This window comes from Nocardioides sp. GY 10113, from assembly GCF_004919105.1.
GTDB lineage: Bacteria > Actinomycetota > Actinomycetes > Propionibacteriales > Nocardioidaceae > Nocardioides.
The window spans coordinates 18,645-35,114 of the sequence record NZ_STGK01000024.1 but is presented as its reverse complement, the minus strand read 5'-3'; the positions used below and the strand labels follow the sequence as shown (position 1 = coordinate 35,114).

Here is a 16,470-nt window from a genome sequence, read left to right as displayed (position 1 = left end):
GCCACCGAGACGGCACCGGACCCGGCTACGGGCGGGTCCGGTGCTTCAACCTCGACGAGTACGTCGGGCTGCCCGCCGGGCACCCGGAGTCCTACCGGGCGACCATCGCCCGCGAGCTGACCGACGCGCTGGGGATCCCGGCGTCACGCGTGCACGGTCCCGACCCCTCGCCGGATCGCCTGGCGACGGCGGGGGAGCGCTACGAGGCGGCCCTGCAGGAGGCGGGCGGCGTCGACGTGCAGATCCTCGGCATCGGCACCGACGGCCACCTCGCCTTCAACGAGCCGGGCTCGTCGCTGGCGTCCCTGACCCGGATCAAGACGCTGACCGAGCAGACGCGGGAGGACAACGCCCGGTTCTTCGGGTCGGTCGAGGAGGTGCCGCAGCACGTGCTGACGCAGGGGCTGGGCACCATCCTGCGCGCCCGGCACCTGCTGCTGATCGCCACCGGCGAGGGCAAGGCCGAGGCCCTCGCCGCCGCCGTCGAGGGGCCGCTGTCGGCCTCCTGCCCGGCATCGGTGCTGCAGCTGCACCCGCACGTGACGGTGCTCGCGGACGACGGCGCCGCGAAGCTGCTGGCGCGGCGCGACCACTACCGCGAGGTGTACGACGCCAAGCCGGCGTGGCAGGGGCTCTGAACGTGTCCGGGGCTACTCGGCCGGCGGCCGCACGGCGGCGCTCGCCGCGACGGCGGCGAGCACGACGATGACGCCGAGCGCGACCGACACCGCGATGACCGCGATCCCGAGCTCGGCCTTCGGGTGCGCGTAGCAGGTGAAGTCGGTGGTCCCCTCGGGGAAGTACTTCCCGTTCGGGCAGTCGGCGACGACTCGCTTCAGGGCCATCACGGCGCCGTCGATCAGGCCGACCACCGCGGCGATGATGCCGACCCAGGCTCCGATCCAGACCCGGTTCTCCGGTTCGCTGCGCCACACCGGGGGCTGGGGGTGGTACTTCTCGCTCGCGTCGCCCATGAGGCGAGAAGGTAGCGGCGCCGGCCGTGCCCGTCCCGGTGTTGTCGGCACCGTCCGGGCGGTCTGGACCAGTGGGCGCCGGCTTGGTCAGGTCGTCAGTCGAGGTCGACCACGACCGGCGCGTGGTCCGAGGGGGCGCCGGTGCCCTGCGCGGGGTCGCGCTCGTCGGTGTCGATGAAGGCACCCGTCACCCGGTCGGCGAAGGCGGGGGAGCCGAGCACGAAGTCGATCCGCAGGCCGCGGTTCCGCTCGAAGCGCTGCCGGTAGTAGTCCCAGTAGGTGTAGACGTCCGGGCCCGGGCAGTGCGGGCGGACCACGTCGGCGTACCCGTCGTCGAGGAAGGCCTGGAACGCGGCGCGCTCGGGCGGCGTGACGTGGGTCGACCTCGCGAACTGCTTGACGTCGAAGACGTCCTCGTCGGTCGGGCAGACGTTCCAGTCGCCGACCAGTGCGGTCTGGCCGTCGAGCCACGGGCTCGCCGCCTCGCGCAGCCGCGCCAGCCAGTCGAGCTTGTAGACGTAGTGCGGGTCGTCGGGCTTGCGACCGTTGGGGATGTAGAGGCTCCAGATCCGCACGCCGCCGCAGGTGGCGCCGATCGCGCGGGCCTCGACGGCGGACTCCTCACCGAAGCCCGGCATCCCGGGGAAGCCGACCTCGACGTCCTCGAGGCCGACCCGGCTCACCAACGCCACGCCGTTCCACTGGTTGTAGCCGACCGCCGCGACGTCGTACCCCTTGGCCTGCAGGCCCATCAGCGGCAACTGGTCCTCGCGGGCCTTGGTCTCCTGGATCGCCAGCACGTCGACGTCGTGCCGGTCGAGGAAGGCCTCGACGCGGTCGATCCGGGTGCGCAGGGAGTTCACGTTCCAGGTGGCGATCCGCATCGGGTCACCGTAACGGCCGGCGACGGAGCCACCGCGGGCAGGCCGGCGAGACGCGTCGTCACATCCCGATCGGTCGGGTTCTGGGCCGGAGCGCGACCAATCGGCATGTGACGACGCGAAACGTCAGAGCCGGACCGACGCGTAGGTCTCCTTCACCACCTCCAGGTGGCTCCAGGACTCGGCGCCGCGCACGCCGGGGTGCGCGCGGGCGGCGTCGAGGACGGCGGCCAGCTCGCCGGTGGTGGCGGCGTTGACGGTCAGCACGGCGTCGCAGCGCCCGACCGAGCGGGCCGCGAAGACGACGGGGGTGAGTGCGGCGAGGTCGGCGAGCACCTCGGGGTGGTCGCCGGCCAGCCGCAGGCCGATCCCCATCGCGCTGCGGCGGTCACTGCCGCTGTGGCGCCGTACGGCGGCGATCCGGACCGCCTGGCCCTCGACCAGCCGGACCACGCGTCGGCGCGCGCCGGCGGCGCTGAGCCCCACCTCCCCGCCGAGCCGGACGTAGGAGGCGCGGCCGTCCTCCTGGAGGACGCGCAGCAGGGCTCGGTCGGTGTCGTCGAGGTCCGCGGTCACCTCGCCGACCGGTCCGGCGACGTCGTGGAGGACCTCGGTGTAGAGGATCGTGTCGATCGCACCGACCCCCGGGAGGCCGCGCAGGTCGGTGAGCGCGGCCTCGATCTCGGCCTGGCCCGCGGTGCGGATCTCGGCCACGACGGCGTACCGCCCCGCGACCAGCGAGACGAACGCGGTGTCCTCCCGCTCGGCCGCCGCACGGGCGACGGCCGCGGCGGAGCCGTGCACGGCGATCGAGACGTGGGCCAGGGAGGGCCGGCCGAGGACGGCGGGGTGCGCCACGCCGCGCACGGCGACGTGGCCCTCGCCGATCAGGCGCTGGATCCTGGTCGCCGCGGCCGAGCGGGAGAGGTCGACCTGCTCGGCGATCTCGCGGTGGGTGAGCCGGCCGTCGAGCTCGAGGAGGGAGACGATCCGCTCGTCGATGGCGTCCAGGACCTCGGGCGCGAATTTGCCAGACAATCTTTCCACCCGTTTCCTAGTGCTGATCGGACATCGCGATCCTACTGGCGAACGCTGATATGCCGGAAAAGTAGCGCTGTGCCGTCGAATCGAAAGATTCGGGCGGCGTTATCCGATCGAAATGTTTGGCAGGTCACGGTGACGCTTCTTAGGGTGACCCGGACCACCCACGAGGAGAACCCCGGATGACTGATCTGCTGACGGCGCCGCTGAGCGCCGCACAGGTGCACGAGGCGGCCGACCGCCTGGTGGCCGCGTTCGCGGCCACCGACACGGCGGCGTACTTCGCCTGCTTCGACGAGGACGCGACCTTCGTCTTCCATCCCGAGCCCGCGCGGCTCGGCGATCGCGCGGCCTACGAGACCCTCTGGGCCGAGTGGCTGGCCGACGGATGGCGGGTCGAGTCCTGCGTCAGCAGCGACCGCCAGGTCCAGCTCCTCGGCGACGTCGCCGTGTTCACCCACGACGTCCGCACCACCACCTCTGTCCCCGGGGACCTCCCGGGCGACAGCGCCCGCTCCCAGGAGACCGTCACCGAGCGGGAGACGATCGTCTTCCGCCGCGTCGGCGACGCCCTCCTCGCTGTCCACGAACACCTCTCCCCGGCGGTGACCCGATGAACGCCCAGTCCACCCCCACCAGTGCCGTCGTGCACGCGGCGCCGCCGAAGGCGACCGAGGTCGAGACGCACGGCGTCGAGTCGATCCCGGACGCGGAGCGCAGCGCCACGCCGCTCGACCTCTTCCGGCTCGTCTTCGGCGGCGCGAACACCTTCGCGACCGTGGTGCTCGGCACCTTCCCGATCCTCTTCGGCCTCTCCTTCCGCGACTCGCTGCTGGCGACGCTGTCCGGCCTCCTGCTCGGCGCGGCGATCCTCGCCCCGCTGGCGCTCTTCGGTCCCCGCAACGGCACGAACAACGCCGTCTCCTCCTCCGCGCACCTCGGCGTGCACGGCCGGGTGGTCGGCTCGTTCCTCTCGCTGCTCACCGCGTTCGCGTTCTTCTCGATCTCGGTGTGGAGCTCGGGCGACGCGCTCGTCGGCGGCGCCAACCGCGCCGTCGGCCTGCCCGAGAACGACCTCACCCTCGGCCTGGCCTACGGCGTCTTCGCGGTGCTGGTGCTGATCGTCTGCATCTACGGCTTCCGGTTCATGCTGCTGGTCAACAAGGTGGCCGTGATCGCCGCGACCGCGCTGTTCATCCTCGGCGCCATCGCCTTCGGCGGCAGCTTCGACCCGGGGTACGCGGGCATCTTCGGTGACGGCGCCGACGCCGCCACCCAGGCGCTCTACTGGCCCTCGTTCATCGGCGCCGCGCTGATCGTGATGTCCAACCCGGTCTCCTTCGGCGCCTTCCTCGGCGACTGGTCGCGCTACATCCCCCGCGAGACCCCCGGCATCAAGGTGATGGCCGCCGCGTTCCTGGCCCAGGTCGCCACGCTGGTTCCGTTCCTCTTCGGCCTGGTCACGGCGACCATCGTGGCCACCGAGGTCCCCGGCTTCATGACCTACGAGACCGGCTACGTCACCGGCCTGCTCGCGGTGGCGCCCGGCTGGTACTTCCTGCCCGTGTGCCTGATCGCGCTGATCGGCGGCATGTCGACCGGCACCACCGCCCTCTACGGCACCGGCCTGGACTTCTCCAGCGTCTTCACCCGGTTCACCCGGGTCCAGTCGACGATCCTCATCGGCATCGTCGCGATCGGCTTCATCTTCGTCGGCCGCTTCGTCTTCGACGTGGTCACCTCGATCTCGACCTTCGCCGTGCTGATCATCAGCTGCACCGCGCCCTGGATGGTCGTCATGACCATCGGCTGGGTCGTCCGCCGCGGCTGGTACGACACCGACGCCCTGCAGGTCTTCAACCGCCGCCAGCGCGGCGGCCGGTACTGGTTCGCGCACGGCTGGAACTGGCGCGGCCTGAGCGCCTGGCTCGTCTCCGCCGCGATGAGCATCTGCTTCGTCAACCTGCCCGGCCAGTTCGTCGGTCCGCTGGGCGAGCTCGCCAACGGCATCGACCTCTCGATCCCGGTCGGCCTCGGCCTCGCCGCGATCCTCTACCCGGCGCTGCTGTGGATCTTCCCCGAGCCGCGCGACGCGTTCGGCCCCGAGGGTCCGCGCTTCGTCCCGGCCGGTCCGGCCGCGAACTGCGCGATCGTCTCCGAGGACGCCGAGGACGCCGCTGCCGTCCACGGCGAGACCGACGCGACCGAGGAGGTGCCCGCCGGTGTCTGAGCGACGGATCCCCCAGGAGGTGCGCGTCGGCGAGCGGAACGTCGGCCCGATCGACGCCTCGCTCACCCCGCGGTACGGCGGCGCCGCGACGTTCGCCAAGCTGCCCCGTATCGACCAGGTCGAGCGCGCGGACATCGTCGTGGCCGGCGTACCGTTCGACTCCGGCGTCTCCTACCGCCCGGGCGCCCGGTTCGGCCCGACCCACATCCGGGAGTCCTCGCGGCTGCTGCGGCCCTACCACCCGGGGCTGGAGGTCTCGCCGTTCGAGTCGGCGCAGGTCGTCGACGCCGGCGACATCGCGGTCAACCCGTTCAACATCAACGAGGCGATGGACACCGTCCAGGCCGCGGCGCTCGACCTGACCGCCGACGGCGGACGCCTGCTCACCATCGGCGGCGACCACACCATCGCCCTGCCGCTGCTGCGCGCCGCTGCCGAGCGGCACGGCCCGGTGGCGCTGGTCCACTTCGACGCCCACCTCGACACCTGGGACACCTACTTCGGTGCCGAGTACACCCACGGCACGCCGTTCCGGCGCGCGGTGGAGGAGGGGATCCTCGACACCGAGGCGCTCAGCCACGTCGGCACCCGGGGCCCGCTGTACGGCAAGAAGGACCTCGAGGACGACCGCCGGTTCGGCTTCGGCATCGTCACCTCCTCCGACGTCTACTACCAGGGCGTCCGCGAGGTCGTGGAGAAGCTCCGCGACCGCGTCGGGGACCGGCCGGTCTACCTGTCGATCGACATCGACGTGCTGGACCCCGCGCACGCGCCGGGCACCGGTACGCCGGAGGCCGGCGGCATGACCAGCCGGGAGCTGCTGGAGATCCTGCGCGGCTTCGCCGGCGCGAACGTGGTCGGCGCGGACGTGGTGGAGGTCAGCCCGGCCTACGACCACGCCGAGCTGACCGGCGTCGCGGCCGCGCACGTGGCCTACGACCTGGTCTCGCTGATGGCGCTGCGCCACGAGGCCGACCACGCCACGGCGCCCGCCGAGACGTCGGCGCTCGGCTGAGCCACCGCCGACCCCGGAGGCATCGAGCCCCCGTCGCCGACCCGGTCGGCGGCGGGGGCTCTCCCGTTCGTCCGCGGCCTTCGTCCGGGCCTACTCGTCCGCGGTCTCCTGCTTGCCGCGCATCACCAGCAGCGGGTCGGGCTTGCCGACCACCTCGTCGTCGCGGCCGTCGTAGTCGAACTGGCCGAGGAAGAAGCGCATCGCGTTGATCCGCGCCCGCTTCTTGTCGTTGGAGCGGACGATCGTCCACGCGGCGTGCCGCTTGTCGGTGCGGCGGAACATCTCCTCCTTCGCGGCCGTGTAGTCCTCCCACCGGTCCAGCGAGGCCAGGTCCATCGGCGAGAGCTTCCACTGCCGCACCGGGTCGAGCTGGCGGATCGCGAAGCGGGTGCGCTGCTCGGTCCGCGAGACCGAGAACCAGAACTTCGTGACGTGGATGCCGGAGTCGATCAGCATCCGCTCGAACTGCGGCGCCTGGTTCATGAACGCCTCGTACTCCTCGTCGGAGCAGAAGCCCATCACCCGCTCGACGCCTGCGCGGTTGTACCAGGACCGGTCGAACATGACGATCTCGCCGGCGGTGGGCAGGTGCTGGATGTAGCGCTGGAAGTACCACTGGCCGCGCTCGCGGTCGCTGGGCTTGTTCAGCGCGACCACCCGGGCGGTGCGGGGGTTGAGGTGCTCGGTGAACCGCTTGATCGTGCCGCCCTTGCCGGCCGCGTCCCGCCCCTCGAAGAGGACGATGGCCCGCCGGCCGTTGTCCTCCAGCCAGTACTGGAACTTCAGCAGCTCCACCTGGAGCCGGTACTTCTCGTGCTCGTAGGCGTCGCGATCGAGGCGCTCCGGGTAGGGGTAGCCCTCCTGCCAGGTGTAGACCGGGTTCCCGTGGGGGTCGATCAGGTCCGGATCCGGGGAGTGGCCGTCCCGCACCGAGTACCCGGCCTGGCGCAGCTCCTCGATGTACTCGCGCAGTCCCTGGCGTTGCTCCTCGTTCACCTGGTCCGTCCTCACCGCGGGCCTGACCCGCTCCGGGTTCGTCTCCGGGTTCGTCTCCGGACTCGTATTGTGGTCGTTCCGGCGGCGCAGCGGGAGGCCTCGGATTGGGGACGTGCCGTCGCGCGGCCGTAGAATCGCCCCTCGTGGCTCTTACCATCGGCATCGTCGGACTCCCGAACGCAGGCAAGTCGACGCTCTTCAACGCGCTGACCAAGAACGACGTGCTGGCGGCGAACTACCCGTTCGCCACGATCGAGCCCAACGTCGGCGTCGTCGGCGTCCCGGACCCGCGCCTCGAGCAGCTCGCCGGGATCTTCTCCTCCGAGCGGGTGCTGCCCGCCACCGTCGAGTTCGTCGACATCGCCGGCATCGTCCGCGGCGCCTCCCAGGGTGAGGGCCTGGGCAACAAGTTCCTCTCCCACATCCGTGAGTCGGCGGCGATCTGCCAGGTGACCCGGGTCTTCCGTGACGAGGACGTCACCCACGTCGACGGCGAGGTCAACCCCGCCAACGACATCTCCACCATCCAGACCGAGCTGATCCTCGCCGACCTGGAGACGGTCGAGAAGTCCGTCGTCCGGCTGGAGAAGGAGGTCCGCAAGGTCAAGGACCTCGCGCCGAACCTGGAGGCCGCGAAGGCCGCCAAGGAGGCGCTCGAGTCCGGTACGCCGATCATCGCCACCTCGATCGACCGCGACCTGCTGCGCGAGCTGTCGCTGCTGACCGCCAAGCCCTTCATCTACGTCTTCAACTGCGACCCCGACGAGCTCGCCGACGAGGCGCTCAAGGACAGGATGCGCGAGCTGGTCGCCCCCGCCGAGGCGATCTTCCTGGACGCCAAGTTCGAGTCCGAGCTGATCGAGCTCGACGACGAGGAGGCCGCCGAGTTCCTCGCCGAGGCCGGCATCGCCGAGCCCGGCCTGGAGGTGCTGGCCCGCGTCGGCTTCGACACCCTCGGCCTGCAGACCTACCTGACCGCCGGGCCCAAGGAGGCCCGCGCCTGGACGATCAAGAAGGGCTCGACCGCCCCCGAGGCCGCCGGTGTCATCCACACCGACTTCCAGAAGGGCTTCATCAAGGCCGAGATCGTCTCCTTCGAGGACCTGGTCGAGGCCGGCTCCATGGTGAAGGCCAAGGAGGCCGGCAAGGTCCGCATGGAGGGCAAGGACTACGTGATGGCCGACGGCGACGTGGTGGAGTTCCGCTTCAACGTCTGAGCCGACGGGTCCGCGCAGCGCGGACGCGGTCATCCTCCGTCCCGGTCCCGACCCTCCTGGCCGTCCCCTTCGGTCTCCGCCGCCGCTCGGTCCCCCGGGGCGGTGCGATCCGGCTCCAGCCGCAGCGTCGCGGAGCCAGCACCGAGCCACACGGTGCGCTGGGGGAAGGGGATCACCACCCCCGCTCGGTCGAACGCGGACTTCACCGCCATGGCGACCGCGTTGCGTGTGCGCCACCTGCTCGCGATGTCGGCGGCATGCCAGTAGCGAACAGCGATGTCGATCGACGACTCCCCGAACGACTCCACCCAGACCTCCGGCTCGGGGAACGCGTTGACCCCCTCGGCCCCTCCGCAGGCCTCGAGCAGGAGCTCCCGGACGCGCTCGAGGTCGGAGTCGTACGCGACGCCCACCGTGATCGAGGTCCTGTTCGACGAGGTCTTGGTGAAGTTGACGATCGGACTCTGCAGCACCTCGGCGTTGGGAAGATAGACCGTGAGCCCGTCGTAGGTCCTGATCCGCACGGTGCGCAGGTTGATGTCCACCACCCGTCCCTCGTAGTCCCCGCTGCCGATCTCGTCGCCGACCGTGAACGGACGACGAACCTGCAGCAGCACGCCGGCGATGAAGTTCGACAGCACGTCCTGGGCCGCGAACGCCAGTGCGATGCCGCCGATCCCCAGCGCGCCGAGCATCGGGCCGACGCGCACCCCGGCGATCTCGAGGGCGTACACGAGACCGCCGATGACGATCACCACCCCGAGCAGGCGCCCGATCATCCTGCCCGTGTGTCGCTCGGAGCCCTCCCGGTCGAGCGCCACCACCAGCACCCGACGCGCCACGACGGCCAGCATCAACGCCACGCCGAAGACGACGGCGCCCCACAGCACTCGCCCGGTGTCCACCTCGTCGATCATTGGCTCAGTCTGGGCCATGACCTCGCTCGCGGCCGGCAGCGCCGGCGCTCAGGCGCGTGCGGGCCGATGCCGATCGCGGGCGCGTCCCGGACCGATCCGCCGGGCCGCGCGCGCCGGTCGGTCGTCGGACCTAGTGATCCGCCAACCGGGCGTCGAGCAGTCGCTCGAACGCCGGCACGTCGCCCGCCACCTCGTCGAGCTCGTCGGCCGTCAGCACCGGCACCAGCGCCAGGTCCGGCGTGCGACCCACGACGGCTGGAGCGCCGATCTCCTCGATGAGCGTTGCGACATCGGCCGGCAGCTCGTTGAGGTGCAGCAGCGTGAACGGCACGGGCAGCCGGGCAGCGAGGTCGTCCCAGGCGGGTTTGCGGCGCCAGGGGGAGTGCGTGATGTCGCACAGGGCGCAATGGCGGGTGTGGCGGAGGCGGCCCCAGACGTAGGCGGCCTCACCGAGCAGGCCGCCGTTGGCGTTGTACACGCCGATGAGCTCACGGATCACCACCGCAGGATCCCACCACGAGACCCGGTTCGAGGCGGGTCGTGGCGGGTCGCTGCCGGAGGACCGCGGATCACGCCTCGACCCGACCCCACCGAGGCCGGCCACACCGAGCCCGGCGGGGGTGAGCCCGCTCTACGTCAGGTGGCGGTCGCGAGGAACCGCGCCGCGTGGTGGGCCACCTCGTCGATCGCGTCCCAGGCCGGCGCCAGGTGGGTCAGCGGGAGCCGGAGCACGGTGATGTGCGGGTTCTCCGCGCACAGCCCGTCCAGCTCGGTGTCGAGGACGGCGGGGGCGCCCGACTCGGTGCAGCGGACGATGAGGGCCGGGCCGCTGGTGTGGCGATACATCCGCAGGATGTCGGCGGCGCCGTCGTCGGCGAAGGCGTCGGCGAAGAGGTGCCGCGGGGGCCTTCTCCGGAAGGTGCCGTCCTGAGCGACGACGAAGTTGCGCGCGGCCATCGCCCGAGCGTTGGGCGCCGTGTAGCCGATCGCCGGGAAGAGCGCGCAGAGGGCGTCGACCTGGGCGTCGCGCCACGCGTCGTCGCCGCGGTCGGGTGGCGCGGTCATGGCGAAGAACTGCTCGCGCATCGAGGCCTGGAAGGCGCCGAACTCCGCGCGCTCCGCGTCGGAGCCGACGGTGACCGTGCCCGGCCCGAACCCGTCGATGCTCACGATCCGGCTCTCGGGGTGCCGGGTGCCGTAGAAGCCGCCGACGAAGCCGCCCATCGAGTGCCCGAGGACGTCGACCGGGCCGAGGGCGAGGTGGTCCACCACCGCGTCGAGGTCCTCCGCCGCCTCGGTCAGCGAGAAGTGGGCGACGTCGTCGGACTGGCCGCAGCAGCGCAGGTCGACCGCGACGCAGCGTCGGGTGGCGCGGAACCGGTCGGCCCACTGGTCCATCGACTCCAGGTTCGCCCCGCCGCCGTGCAGCAGGAGCAGTCCGGGGCCGTCGCCACCGTGGTCCCGGTAGGCGATGCGCGTGCCGTCGGGGGCGGTGACCCAACCGTCGCGCGGACCACGTGTCATCTCGGAAGCATGGTCCTCCGGCTCGACCAGTGCAATGGCGCCGAACGGCGGGCCGGGCGGGCGCGGTCCCGGCGGCCGCGGTCCGGGACCCGGCTAGAGTCGGCGCCGTGACGACGAGTGCCACCCCCTTCCTCATGTTCCAGGGCGGCGTCGCCCGCGAGGCCATGGAGCTCTACACCTCGCTGTTCGACGACGGCGAGATCGTCTCTGCGGACCTGTACGGCGCCGACGGGCCGGGGCCGGAGGGCACCGTGATGCGGGCGCACTTCCGGCTCGCCGGCCAGGACTTCTTCGCCTCCGACAGCTTCGTCGAGCACGGCTTCGACTTCACCCCGTCGCTCTCGATCTGGATCCAGGCCGAGACCCACGAGCAGCTCGACGGGCTGTTCGCGGCGCTCGTCGAGGGCGGCCAGGCGCTGATGCCGCTGGGGGACTACGGGTTCAGCACCCGCTTCGGCTGGGTCAACGACAAGTACGGCGTCTCGTGGCAGCTGAACCTGGGCGGGGTCGCCGCGTCGTGACCGTCACCGTCGCCGAGCTGGTCGTCGCCGACCCGCCGGAGGCGTGGGTGGCGGCGGGGTTCGCCGTCGACGAGGGGCCGGGCGGGCCGGTGTGCCGGGTCGGCTCGGTGCGGATCCGGCTGGCCGGGCCCGACGCGGGCCGCGGGATCGTCGGCTGGGCGCTGCGCGGGCTTCCCCCCGGCGTACCGGCGGAGGTGGACGGCGTCCCGACCGCGCTCTGCGACGAGCCGCCGGCCGCGGGCGCCGAGCACCCGAACGGGGTGACGCACGTCGACCACGTGGTGCTGCTCTCGCCCCACCTGGACCGCACCGTCGCCGCGCTCGCCGGCCTCGGGCTGGAGCCGCGTCGCGAGCGCGACGGCGACCTGGGCGGGCGGCCGGTGCGCCAGGTCTTCTACCGGCTCGGCGAGGTGATCCTGGAGGTCGTCGGCTCCCCGGGCGAGTCCTCCGACGAGCCTGCCCGCCTGTGGGGGCTGACCCACGTCGTCGAGGACCTCGACGCCGTCGTCGCGCTGCTCGGCGAGGCGGCCGGCACCCCGAAGGACGCGGTCCAGCCGGGTCGTCGGATCACCACGCTGCGGACCCGCGACCTGGGGATGTCGGTGCGGACCGCGCTGATCACGCCCCACGTGCCGGGTGCGGGGCAGTCAGCCGGCTGACCTCACCGTGTCCGGCGTGCGCGTCGTCGCGGCCACCCGCGCAGTGCCGGCGAGGGCGGCCAGGGGCATCAGCACCAGGGTGAGGAACAGCCCGTAGACGAAGACGTCGGAGATGTCGACGTCGAGCACCACGCCGGCCGCGAGCGAGCCGACGACCAGGAGGGCGTAGTCGGCCAGGCAGAGCCAGAACAGCGTGGGCCAGGTGGCCGCGAGGGCCCGGTCGGCCGGTCCCTGTGCCCGCCGGGCAGGTCCCCGCCGTGCCCGGTTCGCGGCGCCCGCGACGAGCGCGGCGAGCAGGCCCATCACCGGCGGGCCGACGCCGCCGCCGACCAGCAGCAGGGCCAGCGACAGCACGGCCAGCACCCGGCCGCCGTACCGGTGGTCGAGGTGGCCGGCCGACCACCAGACGACCGCGGCCGACGCCAGCAGCGTCAGCACACCGCTCACCAGCACGTCGGGTACGACGGTCAGCCCGGGCTCGCCGCCGAGGTTGCTCGCGATCCGGCCGGTGGCCCAGGAGTCGATGAAGAGGCCGTCGGGGCGGCCGCTGCCCTGCAGCACCTCGCCGACGCCGTGCACCGCGCCGCCGATGCCGGCCATCACGCCGCCCGCGGCGGCGAGCACCGCCATCGTGGTGACCCGTCCTCGCGCTCGGGTCATGACCGCCTCCTCCACGGCAGGGTCAGGTGCGAGTCCCTCACCTGCCAGTCCACTCCGCGGGGCCCGGGGCCGGCAGGGCCGATCGTCTTCTCGGCCCGTGGCGAAGTGCCCGGGCGGCGCTCCGCCCGGCGCTCCGGCGTCGTTCGCCCGGCGGCACGGTCGACCGGTGGCGTGTACTGTCGACAGCAGCCGTCGAGGACGCGCATCCGCTGCGCCCACGCCGTCGGTGGAGAGGCGCATCGCGTGAACGGTCGGGACGGGACCAACAGGGCGGGGTGTGGCGCGTGACGGTGCCGGTGGCGGGTTTCGCAGTGCGGCATAGTCGGCTCGCCCGGCTCTGGGATGACGTGGAGGCGGCCCGCTCCTCGGAGCGGACGCAGGCCGGCAAGACCCCGCTGCGCAGCGATGCCGCCCACGCGGCCCGCTCGGACACCCTGGACGCGCTGCTCGCCTACGCCGAGGCGATCGAGTCGCTCGCCTGGCCGGTGCCGCGCGGCATCCAGCTGGAGATCAGGCTGTACCGCTCGCTGTGCGGTCGCGCCTTCAGGTCCTAGCCGGACCCGTCACTCGGGGGTCGCGGTCGGCTCGGTGATCACCTCGGCGTCGTCGGGGCGGTCGCGGGGCCACAGCAGGTAGTTCGCCGCCAGGGCGATCCCGACCCCGATCAGGGTGTCGACCAGCCGGAGGGCGCCGGTGCCGGTCAGGTCGGCCGAGGGCGCGCCGACGAACACCACCGCGGCGAACGAGGTGGCGGCGCCGCCGAGGAGCGGCACGACCGGCTTGTAGGCCTGGCCGAGGAGGAAGGCGGCTCCGGCCGCCGCGAGCAGGGTGCCGAGCGGCAGCAGCTCACCCAGGACCGCCACCACGACGACCGCGAGGACGGTGGCGGCCACCTGGCCCAGCGACATCTCCCACGTGCTCTTCCCGGTCGGCAGCAGCACCGCCATCGCGGCGACGAGCACCCAGAGCGCGTCGTGGGAGCCCGACGCGGTGAACCAGACGACGCAGGCGGTCAGCGGGACGGCGCGGCGGATCCCGTCGCGGGCGTGCTCGTCGAGCGTGCGCAGCGACCGTGCGACGGCACGCCAGGGTGCCGGTGGTCGCTGGGCCCCCGCGGCCGCCGCGCGGTCGCCCCGGTGACGCAGGAGCGCGCCGGCCCCCGCGACCACGAAGCCGGTGAGCGCGGCCGCGACGGCCCAGACGGCGACGTCGAGGAGGCCCACCGCGCTCCGCGCGGAGACCTCGGTCGACACCACCAGCGCGAGGACGTAGGTCAGGGTGCTCATCATCCCGAGCACCATCCCGAGCGGGCCGACACCTGCCGCGGCCGAGGTGAACACCGCGACCGCCGCCATCGCCCCGCCGGCCAGCCACGGCCGGTCGCTGGCGAGGTAGCCCAGGCACACCACGACCACGGTCGTGTACGCCGCCCAGACCGCCAGCGGTACGGCGAACCGGGGCGGTCCGGCGGCGCCGGCGGCGCTCACCACGGCACACGTCAGGGCGGGCAGCAGCGCCAGCGGCCGGGCGCCCGCGACCAGCAGCCCCACGCCGAGGCCCGCGGCCACGCCCGCCAGCAGGAACCCGACCAGGGCCCACTGGGGAGGCTTCCCGGTGGTGCGCAGCAGTCGCGTCACCGGTCCTCCGGGTCGGCCGCCTCGACCCGACCGTCGGCCACCGCCCGCCGCAGCGCGTCGTAGTCGCGCTGGTTCTGGTCGGCGTACGACGCGGCGAACTCCTGCATCGCGCGGTCGAAGGACCGCCCGCTGCCGAGGTACCCGGCCAGCACGCGCCGGTCGCCGGTGCGGCAGTGGGCCCGAGCCAGCGTCCAGCCGCACATCGCGGCGTAGACCCCGAGCCCCTGGTGGTCCATCCCGTCGATGTCCGGCGAGGTCTTCCAGTCCCACATCTGCCGGACGTAGAACTCGCGCTCGACGCCGTCGATGCCGCGCACCGTCGTCCACCCCAGCAGCAGGTCGCTGGAGGCCTGCATCAGCCGTTGGCCCTCGACCACCCGCTGCCCGTGGTGCCCGTAGCGGCTGGGCTCGGTGGCCGCCTCGAGCACGGACGCGGTCGCCTCCTTGAGCTGCAGGACCAGGCCGTCGTCGTGGTCCTCCGCGTCCACGAAGACCGCGATGAAGCAGCGCATCCCGACCGATCCGACGCCGACCACCTTGCGGGCGGCGTCGACGGGCTCGAAGGTGCTCAGCAGCGCGCGCCGGTCATCGGCGAGGCTCTCGCGGTAGGTCTCGACGACGTCGTTCGCGGCCCGTCGTACCTCGTCTGCGGAGAGGCCGAAGAGGTCGCGCAGCGGCACCACGTCCGGCGGACGACTGATCACCCGCAGCCGGCCGTCCGGGGCGTGCTCGCAGTAGCGGGAGAGCGCCTTCGCGCTGGTCCGCCGCCGGCCCTTGTCGATCGCCCGGTGGAACGCCTGCACCCGTGATGCGGGCAGGTCGCCGGCCCACCGATCGAGGATGTCGTCGGCGCCGACCCGGGCGTACCAGACGGAGAGCCGTGGCCAGCCGGCGAACTCCCGGACGGCCTGCCGGTACGTGGCCGCGACCTGTCCGACGACCATGGCCCGTTGCGAGGCGGACAGGCCGTTGTTCTGCCCGGCGACCTCGAAGCTGGCCGCGAGGCGTTGGACGTCCCACTCGAACGGACCGGGCAGGGTCTCGTCGAAGTCGTTGAGGTCGAAGATCAGGGTCCGGTCGGCCGCGGCGAAGCCGCCGAAGTTGGCCAGGTGCGCGTCGCCGGCGAGCTGGACCTGCAGGCCGGTCCGTGGCCGCGGAGCGAGGTCGCCGGCCATGATCGCCGCGGCTCCGCGGTAGAACGCGAACGGCGAGGCGAGCATCCGCCGGTACCGGAGGGGGAGCAGCTCGGGCACCCGCCCGACCGCCTGGGCGGTCAGCGTCGCGACCGGGTCGGCGCGGTCGGGCGCCGGCTCCCACGCTCCGAGGGTCGAGCGCGGCACCCGCTTGCGGACCGCGCGGCCGTCCTCCCGGGCCCGGCTCGGGGTGCTCTCCGGCGGTGTTGAGGTGGTGGTCATCCTGGGCCTCCGTCGGCCTCCGTGGGTCCTCCGTGGACCCGACACGGATCTGGTAGGCACGCTACTCGCTGCGCCGAACCCCGCGGCCGACGCTGTCGCCGGCTGCGCGCAGGTGGTCCGGATCCCACCGGTCTCAAGCCTCGGCGACCCGCCACCACGCGTCCTCGGTCGAGGGCGTGCCGGTCGACGACGCCGGGTCCGCGACGGCGGCGTCCCGGGTCACTCCTTGCACGATCCGGTAGTCGATGGAGGTCGGTTCGCTGACCAGCGCGAGCACCCGCCACAGTGACCGTGCGTAGTGCTCGGCCAGGTCGGGGCCGTCCCACTCGTAGAGCCCCCGGTAGCGCCCGTTCCGGTCGTGGGCCAGCCAGAGCTTGGAGACGAACCCGGGGAAGCCGACGAAGAGCGGGGTGTTGAGCACGCTCTCGGCGCGGAACGCCGCGTGCGCCCGCGGTCCGCGGACGCCGCGCAGTCGGAAGGAGATGGCGAGGAAGCACGGCTCCGCGGGCCTCCGGTCGGTCACGGTCTCGCGGTAGACGACCGCGTCGGTGCCGTCGGCGAACCGGATCGACCGCCCCAGGTTGCCGCGCGGCAGGTGGACGCGGCGGCGCGCGAGCAGCCCCAGGCTGGCGACGACGCACGCCAGCACGGCGCGCCACGCGGTCGCGGGCGGAAGCGGACGCTGGCCGGCCATCGCGGTCCCTTCGCTCGGGTCACCACCAGCGTGGCCCCAGCCCCGAGCGGGGCCCAGTGTCGAAGGTCCCGCCCGCCGACCGGTCTGGA

General features: G+C 72.8%; 19 protein-coding genes. 8 read left to right on the top strand and 11 right to left on the bottom strand.

The genetic code is table 11. The features are described 5' to 3' along the window. Positions 1-638, top strand: a 638-nt coding sequence (locus E8D34_RS20080; RefSeq protein ID WP_136596316.1) for a glucosamine-6-phosphate deaminase, incomplete at its 5' end; no start/stop codon positions are given. A 12-nt stretch (positions 639-650) separates the two neighbouring features. Here E8D34_RS20080 and E8D34_RS20075 read toward each other — a convergent pair. The 3 genes from E8D34_RS20075 to E8D34_RS20065 form a co-directional block, all read right to left on the bottom strand. Next, positions 651-974, bottom strand: coding sequence for a hypothetical protein (locus E8D34_RS20075; protein ID WP_136594862.1), 324 nt, complete (start codon positions 972-974; stop codon positions 651-653). 95 nt (positions 975-1,069) lie between these two features. Then, complete coding sequence (locus E8D34_RS20070) at positions 1,070-1,858, bottom strand: exodeoxyribonuclease III (protein WP_136594861.1); 789 nt, start codon at positions 1,856-1,858, stop codon at positions 1,070-1,072. Between the two features lie 123 nt (positions 1,859-1,981). Next, positions 1,982-2,893, bottom strand: a complete 912-nt coding sequence (locus tag E8D34_RS20065; RefSeq protein ID WP_240771310.1) for an Lrp/AsnC family transcriptional regulator — start codon at positions 2,891-2,893, stop codon at positions 1,982-1,984. A 185-nt stretch (positions 2,894-3,078) separates the two neighbouring features. On the opposite strand from E8D34_RS20065, the gene E8D34_RS20060 reads away from it, so the two are divergent. From E8D34_RS20060 to speB, 3 genes are read left to right on the top strand one after another with little or no spacing between them, the layout of a single operon-like run. After that, positions 3,079-3,513 carry a nuclear transport factor 2 family protein gene (locus E8D34_RS20060; RefSeq protein ID WP_136594860.1) on the top strand — a complete coding sequence of 145 codons (435 nt, stop codon included), beginning with the start codon at positions 3,079-3,081 and terminating at the stop codon, positions 3,511-3,513. Next, positions 3,510-5,126: a cytosine permease gene (locus tag E8D34_RS20055; protein WP_136594859.1), complete on the top strand. Its 1,617-nt coding sequence runs from the start codon at positions 3,510-3,512 to the stop codon at positions 5,124-5,126. The genes E8D34_RS20060 and E8D34_RS20055 overlap by 4 nt, the downstream gene beginning before the upstream one ends. Further along, positions 5,119-6,141, top strand: coding sequence for an agmatinase (speB, locus tag E8D34_RS20050; protein ID WP_240771309.1), 1,023 nt, complete (start codon positions 5,119-5,121; stop codon positions 6,139-6,141). The genes E8D34_RS20055 and speB overlap by 8 nt, the downstream gene beginning before the upstream one ends. Positions 6,142-6,231: 90 nt before the next feature. Here speB and ppk2 read toward each other — a convergent pair whose 3' ends face one another. Next, entirely contained in the window at positions 6,232-7,137 is a 906-nt protein-coding gene (gene ppk2, locus E8D34_RS20045) for a polyphosphate kinase 2 (RefSeq protein WP_136594858.1), read from the bottom strand. 143 nt (positions 7,138-7,280) lie between these two features. Here ppk2 and ychF point away from each other — a divergent pair, with 143 nt between their 5' ends. After that, entirely contained in the window at positions 7,281-8,354 is a 1,074-nt protein-coding gene (gene ychF, locus E8D34_RS20040; RefSeq protein WP_136594857.1) for a redox-regulated ATPase YchF, read from the top strand. Between the two features lie 29 nt (positions 8,355-8,383). Here ychF and E8D34_RS20035 read toward each other — a convergent pair whose 3' ends face one another. From E8D34_RS20035 to E8D34_RS20025, 3 genes are all read right to left on the bottom strand, one after another. Beyond that, entirely contained in the window at positions 8,384-9,271 is an 888-nt protein-coding gene (locus E8D34_RS20035) for a mechanosensitive ion channel family protein (protein WP_136594856.1), read from the bottom strand. 130 nt (positions 9,272-9,401) lie between these two features. Then, positions 9,402-9,770 (bottom strand): hypothetical protein, encoded by a 369-nt coding sequence (locus E8D34_RS20030; protein WP_136594855.1) that lies wholly within the window; start codon positions 9,768-9,770, stop codon positions 9,402-9,404. A 137-nt stretch (positions 9,771-9,907) separates the two neighbouring features. Next, a complete protein-coding gene (locus tag E8D34_RS20025) occupies positions 9,908-10,795 on the bottom strand; it encodes an alpha/beta hydrolase (RefSeq protein WP_136594854.1) in 888 nt (295 codons plus the stop codon). 107 nt (positions 10,796-10,902) lie between these two features. On the opposite strand from E8D34_RS20025, the gene E8D34_RS20020 reads away from it, so the two are divergent. Continuing rightward, positions 10,903-11,316 (top strand): VOC family protein, encoded by a 414-nt coding sequence (locus E8D34_RS20020; RefSeq protein ID WP_240771308.1) that lies wholly within the window; start codon positions 10,903-10,905, stop codon positions 11,314-11,316. Beyond that, the gene (locus E8D34_RS20015; protein ID WP_136594853.1) at positions 11,313-11,975 is read left to right on the top strand and encodes a VOC family protein; all 663 of its coding nucleotides are present in this window, start codon (positions 11,313-11,315) and stop codon (positions 11,973-11,975) included. Before E8D34_RS20020 ends, E8D34_RS20015 begins: the two co-directional genes overlap by 4 nt. Here the strand turns inward: E8D34_RS20015 and E8D34_RS20010 are convergent. Next, positions 11,964-12,635 (bottom strand): hypothetical protein, encoded by a 672-nt coding sequence (locus tag E8D34_RS20010; RefSeq protein ID WP_136594852.1) that lies wholly within the window; start codon positions 12,633-12,635, stop codon positions 11,964-11,966. The genes E8D34_RS20015 and E8D34_RS20010 overlap by 12 nt on opposite strands. A gap of 296 nt (positions 12,636-12,931) precedes the next feature. Between E8D34_RS20010 and E8D34_RS20005 the strand changes: the two genes are divergently transcribed. Next, positions 12,932-13,189, top strand: coding sequence for a hypothetical protein (locus tag E8D34_RS20005; protein ID WP_136594851.1), 258 nt, complete (start codon positions 12,932-12,934; stop codon positions 13,187-13,189). Between the two features lie 9 nt (positions 13,190-13,198). Here E8D34_RS20005 and E8D34_RS20000 read toward each other — a convergent pair whose 3' ends face one another. The 3 genes from E8D34_RS20000 to E8D34_RS19990 form a co-directional block, all read right to left on the bottom strand. Continuing rightward, a complete protein-coding gene (locus E8D34_RS20000; protein WP_136594850.1) occupies positions 13,199-14,272 on the bottom strand; it encodes an FUSC family protein in 1,074 nt (357 codons plus the stop codon). Then, positions 14,269-15,687: a DUF2252 domain-containing protein gene (locus E8D34_RS19995; RefSeq protein WP_136594849.1), complete on the bottom strand. Its 1,419-nt coding sequence runs from the start codon at positions 15,685-15,687 to the stop codon at positions 14,269-14,271. Before E8D34_RS19995 ends, E8D34_RS20000 begins: the two co-directional genes overlap by 4 nt. Positions 15,688-15,820: 133 nt before the next feature. Further along, the gene (locus E8D34_RS19990) at positions 15,821-16,381 is read right to left on the bottom strand and encodes a hypothetical protein (RefSeq protein WP_136594848.1); all 561 of its coding nucleotides are present in this window, start codon (positions 16,379-16,381) and stop codon (positions 15,821-15,823) included. Between the last annotated feature and the right edge of the window lie 89 nt (positions 16,382-16,470).